The sequence below is a fragment of the Paramicrobacterium humi genome, from assembly GCF_900105715.1.
Taxonomy (GTDB): Bacteria; Actinomycetota; Actinomycetes; order Actinomycetales; family Microbacteriaceae; genus Paramicrobacterium; species Paramicrobacterium humi.
In genome coordinates this window covers 2554907-2571207 of the sequence record NZ_FNRY01000001.1, presented here as the reverse complement: position 1 = coordinate 2571207, position 16301 = coordinate 2554907, and the positions used below count along the sequence as shown (strand labels likewise).

Below are 16301 nucleotides of genomic sequence, written 5' to 3'. Positions count from 1 at the left end.
TCACATCCTGAACAGGCCGAAGCCCGGCTCGGCGAGCGGAACCCGCGCGCACACGTCGAGCGCGAGGCCGAGCACCGTTCGCGTGTCGGCGGGATCGATGATGCCGTCATCCCAGAGCCGCGCTGTGGAGTAGTACGGGCTGCCCTGCCGTTCGTACTGGTCGCGGATGGGCGCGCGGAAGGCTTCTTCGTCGTCGGCTGACCACTCCTCGCCGCGCGAGGTCATCCCGTCGCGCTTCACCGTCGCGAGAACGCCGGCGGCCTGCGGGCCGCCCATCACCGAGACGCGCGAGGCGGGCCACATCCAGAGGAACCGCGGCGAGTAGGCGCGGCCGCACATGGAGTAGTTGCCCGCGCCGAACGAGCCGCCGATCACGACGGTGAGCTTCGGCACGCGCGTCGTCGCGACGGCCGTCACCATCTTGGCCCCGTGCTTCGCGATGCCGCCGGCCTCATAGTCGCGGCCGACCATGAACCCCGAGATGTTCTGCAGGAAGAGCAGCGGGATGCCCCGCTGGTCGCACAGCTCGATGAAGTGGGCGCCCTTGAGCGCCGATTCCGAGAACAGCACTCCGTTGTTGGCGACGATGCCGACCGGGTGGCCGTGCACGTGCGCGAAACCGGTGACGAGCGTCTCACCGTACTCGCGCTTGAACTCGTGGAACTCGCTGCCGTCCACGAGGCGCGCGATCACCTCGCGCACGTCGTACGGCACTTGGAGGTCGGTGGGCACGGCGGCGTACAGCTCGTCGGGCGGCACGACGGGATCTCGAGACTCGCGAACCTCCCACACGGGCCCGGCCGGGGCGGGCAGCGTCAGGACGATGTCGCGCACGATGCGGAGGGCGTCATCGTCGTCCTCGGCGAGGTGGTCGGTGACGCCGCTGATGCGCGCGTGCACGTCCCCTCCGCCGAGCTCTTCCGCGGTCACGACCTCGCCTGTGGCCGCCTTCACGAGCGGTGGGCCGCCGAGGAAGATCGTGCCCTGCCCGCGCACGATGACCGTCTCGTCGCTCATCGCCGGCACGTACGCGCCGCCCGCCGTGCACGAGCCGAGAACGGCAGCGATCTGCGGGATTCCGGCGGCCGACATGCGCGCCTGGTTGTAGAAGATGCGCCCGAAGTGCTCCCGGTCGGGAAACACCTCGTCCTGCATCGGCAGGAACGCGCCTCCGGAGTCGACGAGGCTGATGCACGGGAGGCGGTTCTCGAACGCGATCTCCTGGGCCCGCAAGTGCTTCTTCACCGTCATCGGGTAGTACGTGCCGCCTTTGACGGTCGCGTCGTTGCAGATGACCATGACGTGCCGGCCGTGCACGAGCCCGATGCCCGCCACGACGCCCGCTCCGGGCGACGCGTCGTCGTAGAGGCCGGATGCCGCGAGCGGCGCGACCTCGAGGAACGGGCTGCCCTCGTCCAGAAGCCGATCGATGCGGTCGCGAGGCAGAAGCTTTCCGCGAGCGAGGTGCCGTTCCCGGCTGCGCTCGGAGCCGCCGTGGCGCACTCGATCGAGCCGGTCGTGCAGCTCGGCGACGAGGTCGCGTTGAGCTTCGGCGTTTCGCGCGGCCTCGGGCGAGGCCGCGTCGACGCTGCTCGTCAGTGTGTGCATTGCTCTCCCTCGGTCGACGCTGACCGGACCTCGTCTTGTTAATGAACATTAACGACAGCACTCAGGTTAGTATTCATTAACTCAACTGTCCAGTGCGCACGAGGAGGCTTGCGATGTCGGAGCACTCCGGCGCTCGCACGGGAGCGAAGCTGCATCGCCGCGACGCGCTCCTCGACGCTGCCGCCGCCATGTTCGCCGAACGCGGGTTCAACGGCGTATCGATGGAGGAGCTCGGTGCCGCCGTCGGCGTGTCCGGACCGGCCGTGTACCGGCATTTCTCCAGCAAGCAGGCCGTCCTCGCCGAGATCCTCATCGACGTGAGCACCGCGCTGCTCGAGGGCGGCACGCGGAGGACCCGCCGGGAGCAGGACGATGAAGCGGCGCTGCACGCCCTCATCGCCTTCCACGTGGACTTCGCCCTCGACAATCCCGACGTCATCCGCGTTCAGGATCGCGACCTGCACTCTCTCGCGCCCGACGAAGCGCACACGGTGCGCTCGCTGCAGCGCCGCTATGTCGAGCTGTGGGTCGGCGTCCTCGAACGCCTCACGCCTGAGGTGCCGACGCCTCGCCTTCGCGTTCGCGCGCACGCGGCGTTCGGGCTCATGAACTCGACGCCGCACACGCTCGATTCGCGAAACACCCTCGATCCGGGTCAGCTTCGCGCGGTGCTCGAGCGCATGGCCTTCGCCGCGCTCACGAGCTGAGTCAGCCCGCAGCCGCGCCGAGCGGCGTCAGTCGCATCCCCCGCGCGAGTTCCCGGGCAGCCGCGAGGTCGTCATCTCCGGCGAAGAATATCCGTCCGATCACGAGCGCGGATGCAGACGGAAGGGCGAGGTGCGCCATTCCCGCCGGCACGGCGCCCGTCCAGCCGGGCCCCGTGAGCAGGTACTCCCCGGCCCCCTCCCCCGTCGTCCGCGTGCCGACGTAGGCGACGTTCGCGCCGCTTGACGGCTCCGTGAACTGCACGCTGTAGTAGCGGCCTGCCATGTCGGGGACGTGAAGCACGTGCGGTTCCTGTCGGACGTCGAGCCAGCCGGCGACATAGACGAGGTCGTCGGAGCCGGTCGTCAACAGGCTCCCGGTCGCGGCCGACGACGAGGTCTCGCGTGCGGCCTGCAGAGTGTTCACGGGGATCGGACCGTCGCCGAGTCCGCGCCGCACGATCGCTCGTTTGAAGCCGCCGACGGTGATTCGCGGCCAGGCGAAGACGAACAGCGGTGTGCCGATCGCCCAGACGATCGCCGCCGCAAGAGCCAGAGGAATGATCTCGTTCCAGCCGCGCGCCGCCCGCTGCACGACGACCCAGGCGAAGATCACGAGGATGACGCCGGTCAGCGGGTAGCCGTACCTCACGATGAGCCGATTCATGTCACGGCGACCTGACGACTTCCGGCACCCGGTACGTGCCGTCGAGTATCGCGGCGCCCGGGAGATAGGCGCGAAGCATGAGCTTGAACCTGCCGGCCGGCGTCGGCAGCCAGTTTCGCTCGCGTCCTCTCGGCGCCGCGGCCTGGAGATAGAGATCCAGGGAGCCGTCCCGATTCACCGCGAGCGAGGACCGGCCGCTCACGCTCGTCGGGCGAGTCGGACTGCTCGGCGCGTAGCCGACCGGATCGGTCGCCGTCAACGACCAGAAGGCGTGGTTCGGCGGGAGTCCCCCCGCAGGGAAATGGAGCACGTACGCGTTCCGGCCGGTCAGCGGCCGCCTTGAGCTGTCTCTCGCGGCGGTCCAGTATGCGGCTTCCTCGAACACGTTCACCATCGGCAGAGCCTTGGCACAGGCGGCGCGCGTGAGGATGCCGTTTCCAGGCATTCCGCAGTCCCGGATTGCGCTCCAGCCGTTGACCGTCGTCGTCATCGACCTGATCACCGTGTTGAGGATCAGAATGGCGGTCAGGAAAGCCAGTGCGGCGCCGATGATGATCCCCTGCACGATCCCGGAGTGGGCGATCCACGCGAGGAAGCTTCCCATATCCGGAGACTAGCGCTGCTTCAGAGGCTTCGGAGTCGACGGACAGGAAACACCCGGGCTGGTCAGCGGAGCTCGTCGAGCCGAAGGCCCGCGTCACTCACGAGCGCCGCTTCCGAAGCCGAACGCCATGCCGCCCACCATGAGGAGCACGAGAACACCCAGGCCGATCATGCTCGCGTCAACGCGACCGATCGTCGCCGTGGGCTCTTTCTCCCTGTCGCTGGCGGGCGCCGGATGCGCGGGTGTCGTCATCGGCGAGGAGCGCACCGTCCCGGTGACGGCGACGAGCCCCGGTGCCGGCCCGCTCGTCGTCCCGTCGTCGCTCGGCGCCCACGTGGCGTACAGCTCGAGGTCGCCGTGCACGGGGGCGCGGAAGTCCCAGGGTGACCCGGCGGCATCCGCCCAGCCTGCGAACCGGTACCCGTCGCGGAGCGGCGAGAACGGTTGCGCCACCGTCGAGCCCGCGGCGAGCTCGACGATCGGAGCGTCGAGCCCGTTGAAGCGAACCGCGACGATCCAGCGGACGCGAAGCCGTATGACATCCGCGTCGCCGCTGGCGGGCGTCAGCGGCGACGCCGTCGTGAACGGCGTCCCGTCCGGGCCGCTCCAGCCGTCGAAGCGCGCGTCGGGCCGCTCACGAGTCGGCAACTCGATGCCGGCGCCCGAGAGACTCGCGGCAAGCACCGTGAAGGCGGTGACCGTGCCGTCGGCATCCTCGAAGCTCAGCAGGTGCCGGTGACCGTGCACGTTCTCGACGTGGTCGACGCGGTCGGCCGGCGTGATCGTCCCGGCATTCTCGACGACGCCCTCGGCGACCAGGCGCGCCTGCTCGCCGATTTCGAGCCGGCCCGTGTTGCGCATCAGGGGCTGCTCGGCGGAAGCACCCGATGGGACAGTGAGAGTCCCGGACGCGATGCGGAGCACGCCTGCGTTGTCGAGCCGACCGAACGCGCGCTCGGCGCCGTCCTTCGCGACGCCGCCGAACGCCGGTCCCTCGGCGCCCTCGAGCGTCACCGTCGCCTCGGACCCGATCTCAAGCACCCCGCCGTCGCTTCCGCAGCCGCCGCCGATTCCGGCGGCGCCCGCCGAGCCGGTCGCCGTGACGTCACCGGCGATCACGTGCACGGTCCCCGCTGCTCCGCCGCGACCGGCGCCGATGCCCGCACCGCAGTCACCTCCGTGCGCTTCGACGCGGGCGGCGGTGATCCGGATCTCACCGGTTTTCTCCCCGGCGTCGCCGCCGATCCCCGCTCCTCCGACGGCGCCCGTGATCGCCGCACGGGCGCGCGAGTCGTCAATGCGGTCGGTGAGCGTGAACGCGCTTGAGACGGGGACGCCGATTCCCGCGTCGCCCTCGTGCGACGCGGCGATCGTGAGGTCGTGTCCGGACAGGTCGATCGTCAGGGCGACGCCGGAGGGGACGTCGAGCTCTTCCTCGAGCGTGAGGGGCACGTCGAGGACGACTGTCGCCGCCTCCCCGTCAGAGAGTCCCGCGACGGCGACGACAAGTTCTGAGGCGGTGGCGACGTTGATCTCGTGCGCCGGGATCGCCGGGAGCCCGATGCTCGCGATCGCAGCGACGGCGACGCCGTGCAGCGTGCGACGCAGCGCGGTTCTCCGGATCACGGCACGACCTTCGAGTGTGGGGACAGTCGACTGCCACTATCGGCACGGGCCGGCGCCCCGTCAGGACGCCGGCCCGGATTCCCCTTCCACGGCCGCTACGCCAGCGCGAATGCCGTGCCCGGCTCCTCCAGCAGCCGGCCGACATCGACGAGGAAGCGTGACGCCTGCTCGCCGTCAAGCAGCCGGTGGTCGAACGACAGACTCAGGGTGAGCACATCCCGCAGCTCGATGCCGCCGTCGTGCTCCCACGGGCGGCGGCGCACGGCGCCGGCTGCGAGGATCGCGGCCTGACCAGGCGTGAGGATCGGCGTTCCCGCGTCGACGCCGAACACGCCGACGTTCGTGAGCGAGAGCGTGCCGCCGCCGAGCTGCTCGGGTGTCACCGAGCCGTCGCGCGCGGCCGAGACGAGCTCCGTGATCGCGTCGGCGAGTTCGACGAAGCCGAGAGCGTCGGCGTCGCGCACGACGGGAACGACGAGACCCCGCGCAGTTGCCGCGGCCACGCCGAGATTGACGTAGCCGTATTGGACGATCTCCTGGGCGTCGTCGTCCCAGTGAGAGTTCGCCTCCGGAGTGCGCCGGACGGCGAACAGCATCGCCTTCGCGACGATCGTCATGACGGTGATGCGCCTGTTCGGATGCTGCGCGCGAAGTCGTGTCACGAGCTCGCTCGTGCGCGTCACGTCCACGGTCAGGAACTCGGTGGCGTGCGGGGCCGTGAACGCGGAGCTCACCATCGCGGCGGCGGTGGCCTTGCGCACGCCGCGGATCGGCGTCCGCACCTCGCGTTCCGTGCTGCCGCGCCGCGCGCCGTCGGGTGCCGCCTGTGCGCGCGAATCGTTCGCGCGCTGCACGTCCTCCCGCGTGATGACGCCGTCGGGACCGGTGCCCGTTAGCTCGGTCAGGTCGATTCCGAGCTCCTTCGCGAACGTCCGAACGGGAGGCGTGGAGCGGGGTCGTTCCGGCCGCGGCGGCGCCGCGGCATCCGGAGTCGGCGTCGAATCCGCCGGGCTCTGCCTCTCGGGGGTCGCCTGTTCGCGGGACTCGTCGTCCCAGCTGCGCCGGCGTCGGCGTGGCCTGTCTCCGCCCTCCTTCTTCGGTCCCCAGCCGACGAGGACGGGTTCCCGCTCGGGCTTCGCCGTGGTTGCCGTCGGCGCACTGTCGGTGTCGCCTCCGAGCTCGAAGGAGACGATGGGCTGCCCCACTTGCACGGTCTCCCCCTCGCTCGCGTACAGGCGCGCGATGGTGCCATCGAACGGCGAAGGCAGCTCGACGAGCGCCTTCGCCGTCTCGACCTCGGCTATCACCTGGTTGAGTGTCACCGCGTCACCCTCGGCCACCTTCCAGCTGACGATCTCGGATTCGGTGAGTCCCTCGCCGAGGTCGGGAAGGGGAAAGTCCTTCGCGGTCACTGCTCGAACCTCCATCCGGAGAGCGAGTTTCGGCGCCCCATGGCGCGATCGATGCCGTCGAGGATGCGGTCGAGATCGGGCAGGAAGTGCTCCTCGAACGCGGCGGGCGGGTATGGGGTGTCGAAGCCCGTGATGCGCTGCGGAGCCGCCTCGAGGTACTCGAAGCACCGTTCGGTGATCGTGGACGCGATCTCGGCGCCGATGCCGCCGAAACGCTGGGCCTCGTGCGTGATGACGAGTCGGCCGGTGACGCGCACCGATGCCTCGATCGTGGCGAAGTCGACCGGCTGGAGGGAGCGCACGTCGATCACCTCGACCGAAACGCCGTCGTCGGCTGCCGCCGCCGCGGCGTCGAGCGCTGTGGGAACGAGCGGTCCGTACGCGACGAGAGTGACGTCGGTGCCGTTCGTCAGCACGCGGGCGCTGCCCATCGTGAGGTCGGGCTCGGCGTCGAGGTCGACCTCGCCCTTCATCCAGTAGCGGCGCTTGGGCTCGAAGAACAGCACCGGATCGTCGCTCGCGACCGCCTCACGCAGCATCGAGTACGCGTCTTGCGGGTTCGAGCACGCGACGACGCGCAGGCCGGCCGTGTGTGCGAAATACGCCTCAGGGGACTCCGAGTGGTGCTCGACGGAGCCGATGCCGCCGCCGAAGGGAACGCGGATGGTGATCGGCATGCGCACGTCCCCGCTCGTGCGCGCGTGCAGCTTCGCCACTTGCGTGACGATCTGGTCGAAGCCCGGGTAGATGAAGCCGTCGAACTGGATCTCGCACACCGGGCGGTAGCCCCGATAGGCGAGACCGACCGCCGTGCCGATGATGCCGGCCTCCGCAAGCGGAGTGTCGATGACCCGCTTCGCGCCGAACTCGGCCTTGAGCCCGTCGGTGACGCGGAACACGCCGCCGAGCTCGCCGATGTCCTCGCCCATGAGCACGACCTTGTCGTCGTCCTGCAGGGCGCGGCGGAGCCCCTCGTTGATGGCCTTCGACAGGGTGAGCGTGCGCACCCCTTCGGCCGCCTCGATGTTCGGAGCCGTCGTGTCGCTCATCGGCCCTCACCTCCGCCGAGGGAAGCGAGGTACGCCTCGTACTCGCTGCGCTGCCGGGCGAGATGGTGGTTGGGCTCGGCGAACACGGTGTCGAAGAAGCTGAGCGGCTGCGGCTCGGCGAGCGAGCGGCATCCGTCCCTCAACGTCTTGGCGACGGCGTCTGCCTTGGCGGCGACGGCCGACTCGGCCTCGTCGGTCATGGCGCCGAGGCCCTCGAGATAGCGGTGCAGGCGATCGATCGGGTCGCGTTCGCGCCACTGCTGGATCTCGTCGTCGTCGCGGTAGCGCGTGGGGTCGTCGCTCGTCGTGTGAGCGCCCATGCGGTAGGTGACCGCTTCGATGTACATGGGGCCCTGGCCGGAGCGGGCATGATCGGCGGCGATGCGGGTGGCCGCGAGCACGGCGAGCACATCGTTGCCGTCGACGCGGATGCTCGGGATGCCGAAGCCCGGAGCGCGATCGGCGATGGGCTTCGTCGTCTGCACGCCGACAGGCTCCGAGATGGCGTACTGGTTGTTCTGGCAGAAGAAGATCACGGGTGCCTTGAAGCTCGCGGCGAAGACCATGGCCTCGTTGACGTCGCCCTGGCTCGTGGCACCGTCGCCGAAGTACGCGATCGCGAGCTGGTCGGAGCCATCGAACGTGCAGCCCATGGCGTAGCCGACAGCGTGCAGAGCCTGGGTGCCGATGATGATCGCGGGCGCGGCCATGTTGATGTCGTACGGGTTCCAGCCGGCGTTGGCGTTTCCGCGCCAGACGGAGATCATCGTCGCGAGGTCGACGCCGCGGCAGTAGGCGACGGCGTTCTCGCGGTAGCTGCCGAAGACGAAGTCGTCGGAGGCGAGGGCGTGAGCGGAGGCGACCTGCGCGGCCTCCTGGCCGATGAGCGGGGGCCACAGGCCGATCTCGCCCTGCCGCTGCAAGGCGGTGGCCTCGGTGTCGATGCGCCGGCTGACGACCATGTCCTCGTAGAGCGAGAGCAGCTCGTCGTGGGAGAGGTCGGCGACCCACGGGTCGAATCCGGGCGCGGCGACGCGTTCGCCGTCTGGGGTGAGCAATTGCACGTACTCCCCCGAGTGTGTGAGGAGCATCGTCGGACCATGTGTTGTGGACACTGTGACACGCATCTTTCTCTCGTGTGCCGCGCGGGTAGCTTGTGGCGTGCCGCACGACCCCAACCTCGTTGTTGAGTTAATCCGAGACTACGTCACACGGCTGAGAGCATCAATGGCGCCGACGGCGCGCCGGAATCGCAGAAGCCCGCCCCGTCTGGTGACGGAACGGGCTTCTGGCGCTTCGAGCGAAGACTAGCCTTCGACGGGTGCGGCCTGGGCGTCGCCCTCGGCCGGCTTCTCGTTGGCGGAATCCTCGTTCAGCACGGGCTGCAGCGAGAGCTTGCCGCGGTCGTCGACCTTCGTGACCTCGACGAGGATCTTCTGGCCGACGCTCAGCACGTCTTCGACCGCGCCGACGCGCTTTCCACCGGCGAGCTTGCGCACTTCGGAGATGTGCAGCAGGCCGTCGCGCCCCGGAAGGAGCGAGATGAACGCACCGAACGCGGCGATCTTCACGACGGTGCCGAGGAACTGGTCGCCCGGCTCCGGGTTCGTCGGGTTGGCGATCGCGTTGACCTGCGCGCGAGCGGCCTCAGCCGACGGCCCGTCGACGGCGCCGATGTAGACGGTGCCGTCCTCCTCGATGGAGATGTCGGCGCCGGTCTCGTCCTGGATGCCGTTGATCGTCTTGCCCTTCGGTCCGATCAGCTCACCGATCTTGTCGACCGGGATCTGCACGCTGATGACGCGAGGCGCCGTCGGCGCCATCTCGTCGGGCGCGTCGATGGCGGCGTTGAGGACCTGGAGGATCGTCGTGCGCGCCTCCTTGGCCTGGGTCAGGGCGGCGGCGAGCACGGAGGCGGGGATGCCGTCGAGCTTCGTGTCGAGCTGGATCGCCGTGACGTACTCGCTCGTTCCCGCGACCTTGAAGTCCATGTCGCCGAGCGCGTCTTCAGCGCCGAGGATGTCGGTGAGCGCAGCGTAGCGCGTCTCGCCGTCGACCTCGTCGGACACGAGACCCATCGCGATGCCCGCGACCGGAGCGCGCAGCGGCACACCGGCGTTGAGCAGCGACAGGGTCGACGCGCACACGGAGCCCATCGACGTCGAACCGTTGGAGCCGAGAGCCTCGGACACCTGACGGATCGCGTACGGGAACTCCTCGCGGCTCGGCAGAACCGGAGCGAGGGCGCGCTCGGCGAGGAAGCCGTGCCCGATCTCGCGACGCTTCGGCGAGCCGACGCGTCCGGTCTCACCGGTCGAGTACGGCGGGAAGTTGTAGTGGTGCATGTACCGCTTGTGCGTCTGCGGCGACAGCGAGTCGATCTGCTGCTCCATCTTGAGCATGTTGAGCGTCGTGACGCCGAGGATCTGCGTCTCGCCGCGCTGGAAGATCGCCGAACCGTGGACGCGCGGGATGACCTGCACCTCGGCGTCGAGCGGACGGATGTCCGCAAGTCCACGACCGTCGATGCGCACACCCTCGGAGAGGATGCGACCGCGAACGATGCGCTTCGTGACCGACTTGTAGGCGGCAGAGACCTGGCCGACCGCGTCGGCGGGAAGCTCTCCGGCATCCGCCTTCGCCGCGATGGCGTCCTTGACGCGGTCCTTGAGAGCGTCGTCAGCGTTCTGACGCTCGATCTTGTCAGCGATCTGGTAGACCTTCGCGAGCTCGTCGGCTGCCTCGGCGTCCACGGCGGCGAGAACCTCGTCGGTGTACGGCAGGAAGACCGGGTACTCCTTGACGTCCTTCGCTGCGTGCGAGGCCAGCTCCGACTGGGCACGCACGAGCTCGGCGATGAACGGCTTCGCGGCTTCGAGGCCCGCAGCCACGATCTCTTCGTTCGGCTTCGTGGCACCGGCCTTGATCAGCTCGAAGCTGTGCTCGGTCGCCTCAGCCTCGACCATCATGATCGCGACGTCCTTGTTGCCGTTCGCGTCGGTGACGACGCGGCCGGCGACCATGAGGTCGAACACGGCCTGCTCGACCTGCTCGACGTTCGGGAACGCGACCCACTGGTCTTCCGCCTGGCCGTTGCCGGGGATGAGCGCGAGGCGCACACCGGCGATCGGGCCGGAGAACGGCAGTCCCGAGATCTGGGTCGACGCGGATGCCGCGTTGATGGCGAGCGCGTCGTAGTACTCACCCGGCGCGATCGAGAGGACGGTGATGACGATCTGCACCTCGTTGCGCAGTCCGTCGACGAACGACGGGCGCAGCGGACGGTCGATGAGGCGGCAGACGAGGATCGCGTCAGTGGACGGGCGTCCCTCGCGGCGGAAGAACGAGCCGGGGATCTTGCCCGCGGCGTAGCTGCGCTCTTCCACGTCGACAGTCAGCGGGAAGAAGTCGAAGTTCTCCTTCGGGTGCTTGCTCACGGACGTCGCCGAGAGCAGCATGGTTTCCTCGTCGAGGTATGCGGCGACGGCGCCCTGCGCCTGCTGCGCGAGGCGGCCGGCTTCGAAGCGCACCGTGCGCTTGCCGAAGCGACCGTTGTCGAGGACAGCCTCGGTTGCGGTGATTTCTGGACCTTCCAAGGTCACACTCCTTTGTTGTCAGCTGGGCGCGCGTGCGCCCGGCAACACGGAGCAGAACAGGCAGTACATACTCATGGGGACCCCGAGGTCGCCATGGCTGATCTCCAGTAGAAAACCGCCCTCGACCGAGAGAGATCCACCACCGAGGACCAGCTTCCTGCCGGCCTGCTCCGTTCTTGCGTGCCGGCCATGAGGCCGACCGCAGCGATTCTAGCAGAGAGGCCTGTTCAGGACCCGATTCTTGGGCACTGGCACGTCGTAGCCGACTCGGACTAGCGTTGAGCCACCGGCGACGGGAGGTCTCATGAGGCGAAGCGCGGCATCGCTTCCCGTCGTGGCACTTGGCCTCGGCACCGACGCCACGGCACGCATCGTGTCGGAGGACGCCCTCGGCGAGGGTGTGCACGGGCATATTCTGCGTGTCGCTCTGGCCCTGCGCGGCGGTGTCAGCCTCGCCGTCTGGATCGGCGGCACGATCGCCGAGCTCGACATGGTGCGGCGCATCCGACTCTGCCGCACGACGCACGGCTGGGACGCTTTCTACGTTCCGCGTTCCGCGAGCGAGCCGCCTCCCTTGCACGGACCGGAGCTGCGGCGAGCGCGAGTGTATGCGCGCATGCTCGCACAAGCCGGCTACGACGGAGTCGAGTTCGATGTTCTCGCGGGAGCGAGCGCGGGCGGACTGAACGCCGTCGTCTACGCTGTCGCTCAGCGCGCCTCGGCGAGCGCTGACTCGGTCCTGGGGACGTGGCAGGATGCGGCGGACGTGCGACGGCTGCTGCACGGACCGGGCGTGCGGCCCGTCGACTCGGTAATGCGCGGGGACGAGTATTTCTGGCCGCGGCTCACGCGCGCCCTGCACGAGCTCTACGACGAGCAGGTTTCGGCGCGGCATCCGCTGCATCGCTCCGCGCGCGTGAGCGTCGACCTGGCCGCGACCGTCATCGACAGTGCGGCGCGCAGCGACCCGGAGGCCAAGGACACGCGCGGGTACTTCCATTTCATCGGCACGGACGACGGCACGGCGAGCGAAGTGGGTCGGCGAGTTCCTGACGCGCCGGGCGACGGCTCCGACCTCTCCCGCCTCTCATACGCGGCCCGATCGACATCCTCGTTCCCGGGCGCCTTCGAACCGGCGCTCGTGTTCTCGAAGGTGAAGCGAGCGGACGAATCCGTCGCGGGCGACGCGACGCACGTGGACATGTCGTATGCCTTCAGCGGGCACCGCGCGGATTGGAATCATCCGTTCCGCATCATCGACGGCAGCATCCTCGATGACGTGCCGGTCGATCAGGCGTTCCGGGCGATCCGTCGTTCCGCGTCGTCGGTTCCCTCGTCTCGAGCGCTGCTGTACCTCGACCCGCTGCCCCCTTCCCCGCCGCCGCGCTCGGTCCGTCCCTCGCGATACGGCCCCGCCGGTCCGGCGAAGGGTCCGCTCAGCATGCTGCGTCGGCTGAACGATCGTCAGTCGCAGCTGCTCACGGCGATCCGGGCCGGTCGTCAGACGCTGGGCGCTCGCGAGTCCGGCGAGGAGGAGATCGCCCAGGTCGAGCGTTATCGCATCGACCTGCTGCGCGAGAGCGGGCGCGGCGACGCATACGCCGCCACGACGACGGCGCGGTTCAACGCGGCCGAGGCGCGGCTCGCGTACGTGCGCTTCCGAGCTGCGGCAGACGTGCAGTTCTTCAGCGGCGTGGTCACCGACCCCGGGCTGTGGCAGCTCGGTGTGAACAGTCCGAGACGAGTGGTGTGGCGTCGCTGGAGCGATCAGGACCGCGAGCGGCTCGACGAGGTCGCGCTGCCGCTGTACGAGAACGCGACAGAGGCAGGGCTCTCGTCTCCTCTCGTCTCCGCCATCGCGGACGGCCCGCAGGCCGCCCTCGACGCCGCGCTCTGCGCCCTGTCGTGGGTCCGGGCTCTGGAGACGCTGCCTCAGCGCTCGCGTCGGCACCGGGGCACGCCGCTCGCAGATCTTCGCCTCGCCCTGTATCGCGTCCTCGGGGAGGCGACGGACGCTCGTGACCTCGCCGCCGCCATCGCTCTCGACGCCGGACGAGACTCCGCGGACCGCACACGCGCCGCGCTTCTCGCGTGGGTCGAGGCGAACGCCGCCGCCGACACGGTGCCGCTGTGGAGCGCCCTCAACGAAGCGGTCACGCGACTGCGCGCGATCTCCCCGCGACGCCAACCGGAGACCGGCGACGAGACGGAAGGCGAGCGGGCATGGATCCACAACCCTTTCAGCGGCGTCCCGCTCGACGACAGACGCTTCACAGCACACGACCTCGCACCGTTCCTCGCGCCCCGCGGAATACCGGAGCCCGTCTCGTCGCTCTCGTTCGCCCGGATCACGGGCGACGAGGCGCCGGCCCGGCCCGAGGAGTTCATTCCGCTCGTGCGCGGCCGGGAGAAGGCGATGGCAAGACTCGCGCTTCGGCTGCACCCCAGCGACCTCGACGAGGAAACGGTCGACCGACTCTTCGGCGTCGCCGTGCTGACAGCCGACGACAAACTCGCCGGCTCCCAATTGTGGAACTTCGGCGGCTTCCTGAGCACCGACTGGCGCACCAACGACTGGTGGTGGGGCCGGCTGGATGCTGCGGCGGGTCTCGTGCGCATCCTCGACCGGCAGGCCCATGCCGAGGGCGCGCCAACTCAGCTGGACCCGAACGCGGGACTGTGGAAGCCCCCTCTCGAGATCGCCGTCGACGCCGTGCAGTCGGCGCTGCTTGAGGACCTTGCCGAGAGCGCCGACCCGCCACTTGCCGGACCGCCCGACGCCGACAGCAACGCGAGCTCGATTCGGCGGAGATTGGCCCTCGGCGCCGACACCCTCGACAACCTCATCCCCCGCTACCGACTCGGCGTACTCTCCCGCATCATCCGAGTGGCCTCCCGTGCGCTCGACGGCTCGAGCGGCCTCGCGGGGCGCATCGGCATCGCAGCGGCTCGCCCGTTCGCCGTCGCGATCCCCCTGATCACGGTGCCGCTGCGCGCCGCCGTTTTCGGCGCTGTCGTCGGCCTCGCCGTCGCCGTGGTCGCGGCGGTGCCGCGGCAGACTCCCGAGGAGCTCCGGCCGTTTGAAGCGCTCCCGGCCTACGCGATCATCGGTGCGATAGCCCTCGCCCTGCTAGCGGGGTTCATCGACGCCTATCGCCGCTGGAGCCATTTGGTCAGAAGCCTTGATGCGTCCCGGAACCCGGCATCGCGCCAAGCGCTTCCGCGCATCCGGGACATGCGGTCGCGGGCGCTGCTGCATGGCGGAGCATACGGGGTCGTCTCACTCGCGACGCTGTGCATGGCGACCGTGTTCACCGCTTTGCTTGGCGTGTCCTCGACGTGGTGGATTCTCATCGCCGCCTCCGGAGTGCTCGCGCTGCGCTCCCGATACTGCAGTCTCGACTCCGACGTTCCCCCGACCGGGCCCATCCCCCCGATACTCGTCACCCTCGCCTACGCCGCGTGGCTTGCTGCCGTGATCGTCATGCCCACAGCTCTTGCCCCGTTCGGGCTCGACCACCGGTGGCTTGCCCCCGCGACCACCGCGATCGCGGCGGCAATATGCGCGCTCCTGCTCACGGCCGGATGGCTCGCGCCACGGACCGGCGTCCGGTCCGTGCTCGCCCAGCCGGTCACCATCGCTCTCGCGGCCGGCGTCGGCAGCGGCATCCCGGTCTGGTTCGCCACCCGCTGGCTCGGCACTCCCTTCCCGGTTCTCACGATCCTCACGACGCTGCTCATCATGATTCTCATCTGGGGAACCATCGTGTGGTGGCTGCCCGAGACGCCGGGCGTGCCCGACGACGCGGCCCTGCCGGACGACAGCAGACGCGACCGACCGGTTTAGGGTTGATTCGCTGCTGAAGGGGGTCACATGTCGAGTACACCGCCGTCCGGCCCGGTCGCGACGCCGAAAGCGCGGGTGCCGTTCTGGGACAACGCACGGTTCGCGTGCATCGTCCTCGTCGTGATGGGGCATGCCATCCAGCGGCTGATCAGCGACTCGGATGCCGCTCTCACGGTCTATCTCGTGATCTACGCGTTCCACATGCCCGCCTTCGCGATGATCAGCGGCTACTTCTCAAAATCGGGTCCGCCCTCGGTCCGCCAGATGAAACGGGTGCTGACCGACATCGTTCTTCCCTATGTGTTCATGGAGACGATCTGGTCCTTCGTGCAGTACCTCGTCGAGGGCAAGCAGGAGCTCAATCCGACAAAGCCGTCCTGGACGCTGTGGTTCCTGCTCGCGCTGGCGATCTTCCGGCTCGTGCTGCCCTACTTCGCGCTCCTGCGCTGGCCGTTGTTCTGGGCGATCTTCCTGTCTGTCGGCGTCGGCTATCTCGACAACGTCGACAACACCTTCTCCCTCGCGCGCGTCTTCGGCATCTTGCCGTTCTTCGTGCTCGGGTGGCAGGTCAAGCATTGGCGTCTCGTGGAACGCTGGAGGCTGCTAGAGCGGCGGCCGTGGTGGCTGCGTCTCGCCGCGCTCGGCGTCTTCGCCGGCTGGGTCGCGGTCGTCGCCGCGTTCCTTGACACGTGGCGCGCGATCGATCTGCGGTTCTGGTTCTTCTACGACGACTCCTACGACGGACTCGGCGAGGACCAGTGGTGGGCGGGCGCCGTGCGGCTCGCGATAATCGTGCTCGGAGCGCTGCTCATCGCCGCCTTCTTCGTCCTCATCCCCCGACGTGAGAACTGGATGTCCGGGTTCGGACAGTCGACGATGTACGTGTACCTTCTGCACAGCTTCGTTCTCTACCCCATCAGGGAGTCCGGCATCCTCAAGAACGAGCCGTTTCCCGAGCTGTGGCTCATCGGAATGCTCATCGTCGCGTTCCTCATCGCCGTGGGGCTCTCGACCGCTCCCGTGCGACGCCTGTTCCGGCCGCTCATCGAGCCGAAGCCGAAGTGGATCTTCGCCAAGCACGACGGGCTTCCTCCCGGACCAAGCCGAACGGATCCGACGGGAGCCAAGCGGCCGCGCACAGCGAGCGTTCCGACCGTCCGTGCAGACGGTACGAAGCAGTAGCCTCGG

11 protein-coding genes are annotated in these 16301 nt (G+C 69.0%); 3 read left to right on the top strand and 8 right to left on the bottom strand.

The window, feature by feature from the left end:
* On the bottom strand, positions 1–1608 hold the full coding sequence (locus BLV49_RS12785) for a carboxyl transferase domain-containing protein (protein ID WP_091185099.1): 1608 nt from the start codon (positions 1606–1608) through the stop codon (positions 1–3).
* Between the two features lie 113 nt (positions 1609–1721).
* On the opposite strand from BLV49_RS12785, the gene BLV49_RS12780 reads away from it, so the two are divergent.
* Positions 1722–2315, top strand: a complete 594-nt coding sequence (locus tag BLV49_RS12780; RefSeq protein WP_091185096.1) for an SACE_7040 family transcriptional regulator — start codon at positions 1722–1724, stop codon at positions 2313–2315.
* 1 nt (position 2316) lies between these two features.
* Here BLV49_RS12780 and BLV49_RS12775 read toward each other — a convergent pair whose 3' ends face one another.
* From BLV49_RS12775 to BLV49_RS12745, 7 genes are all read right to left on the bottom strand, one after another.
* Positions 2317–2979 carry a DUF1254 domain-containing protein gene (locus BLV49_RS12775; protein ID WP_091185094.1) on the bottom strand — a complete coding sequence of 221 codons (663 nt, stop codon included), beginning with the start codon at positions 2977–2979 and terminating at the stop codon, positions 2317–2319.
* A 1-nt stretch (position 2980) separates the two neighbouring features.
* Positions 2981–3583: a DUF1214 domain-containing protein gene (locus BLV49_RS12770; protein ID WP_091185091.1), complete on the bottom strand. Its 603-nt coding sequence runs from the start codon at positions 3581–3583 to the stop codon at positions 2981–2983.
* A 93-nt stretch (positions 3584–3676) separates the two neighbouring features.
* Positions 3677–5209, bottom strand: coding sequence for an InlB B-repeat-containing protein (locus tag BLV49_RS12765; protein ID WP_091185088.1), 1533 nt, complete (start codon positions 5207–5209; stop codon positions 3677–3679).
* Positions 5210–5304: 95 nt separating this feature from the next.
* The gene (locus tag BLV49_RS12760; RefSeq protein ID WP_245723652.1) at positions 5305–6621 is read right to left on the bottom strand and encodes a dihydrolipoamide acetyltransferase family protein; all 1317 of its coding nucleotides are present in this window, start codon (positions 6619–6621) and stop codon (positions 5305–5307) included.
* On the bottom strand, positions 6618–7670 hold the full coding sequence (locus BLV49_RS12755; protein WP_218132630.1) for an alpha-ketoacid dehydrogenase subunit beta: 1053 nt from the start codon (positions 7668–7670) through the stop codon (positions 6618–6620). The genes BLV49_RS12760 and BLV49_RS12755 overlap by 4 nt, the downstream gene beginning before the upstream one ends.
* Entirely contained in the window at positions 7667–8761 is a 1095-nt protein-coding gene (gene pdhA, locus BLV49_RS12750) for a pyruvate dehydrogenase (acetyl-transferring) E1 component subunit alpha (RefSeq protein WP_245723651.1), read from the bottom strand. The genes BLV49_RS12755 and pdhA overlap by 4 nt, the downstream gene beginning before the upstream one ends.
* A gap of 216 nt (positions 8762–8977) precedes the next feature.
* Entirely contained in the window at positions 8978–11266 is a 2289-nt protein-coding gene (locus tag BLV49_RS12745; protein WP_091185076.1) for a polyribonucleotide nucleotidyltransferase, read from the bottom strand.
* Positions 11267–11570: 304 nt separating this feature from the next.
* On the opposite strand from BLV49_RS12745, the gene BLV49_RS12740 reads away from it, so the two are divergent.
* Together BLV49_RS12740 and BLV49_RS12735 are read left to right on the top strand one after the other, a co-directional pair.
* The gene (locus BLV49_RS12740) at positions 11571–15113 is read left to right on the top strand and encodes a DUF3376 domain-containing protein (protein ID WP_218132629.1); all 3543 of its coding nucleotides are present in this window, start codon (positions 11571–11573) and stop codon (positions 15111–15113) included.
* A gap of 27 nt (positions 15114–15140) precedes the next feature.
* Positions 15141–16295 carry an acyltransferase family protein gene (locus tag BLV49_RS12735; protein WP_091185071.1) on the top strand — a complete coding sequence of 385 codons (1155 nt, stop codon included), beginning with the start codon at positions 15141–15143 and terminating at the stop codon, positions 16293–16295.
* The last annotated feature ends 6 nt before the right edge of the window (positions 16296–16301 follow it).

Excerpts from the sequence above, each read along its gene's own strand:
- BLV49_RS12780 (WP_091185096.1), top strand. The coding sequence starts at position 1,722 with ATGTCGGAGCACTCCGGCGCTCGCACGGGAGCGAAGCTGCATCGCCGC.
- BLV49_RS12785 (WP_091185099.1), bottom strand. The coding sequence starts at position 1,608 with ATGCACACACTGACGAGCAGCGTCGACGCGGCCTCGCCCGAGGCCGCG.
- pdhA (WP_245723651.1), bottom strand. The coding sequence starts at position 8,761 with ATGCTCCTCACACACTCGGGGGAGTACGTGCAATTGCTCACCCCAGAC.
- BLV49_RS12735 (WP_091185071.1), top strand. The coding sequence starts at position 15,141 with ATGTCGAGTACACCGCCGTCCGGCCCGGTCGCGACGCCGAAAGCGCGG.
- BLV49_RS12770 (WP_091185091.1), bottom strand. The coding sequence starts at position 3,583 with ATGGGAAGCTTCCTCGCGTGGATCGCCCACTCCGGGATCGTGCAGGGG.
- BLV49_RS12755 (WP_218132630.1), bottom strand. The coding sequence starts at position 7,670 with ATGAGCGACACGACGGCTCCGAACATCGAGGCGGCCGAAGGGGTGCGC.
- BLV49_RS12775 (WP_091185094.1), bottom strand. The coding sequence starts at position 2,979 with ATGAATCGGCTCATCGTGAGGTACGGCTACCCGCTGACCGGCGTCATC.
- BLV49_RS12740 (WP_218132629.1), top strand. The coding sequence starts at position 11,571 with ATGAGGCGAAGCGCGGCATCGCTTCCCGTCGTGGCACTTGGCCTCGGC.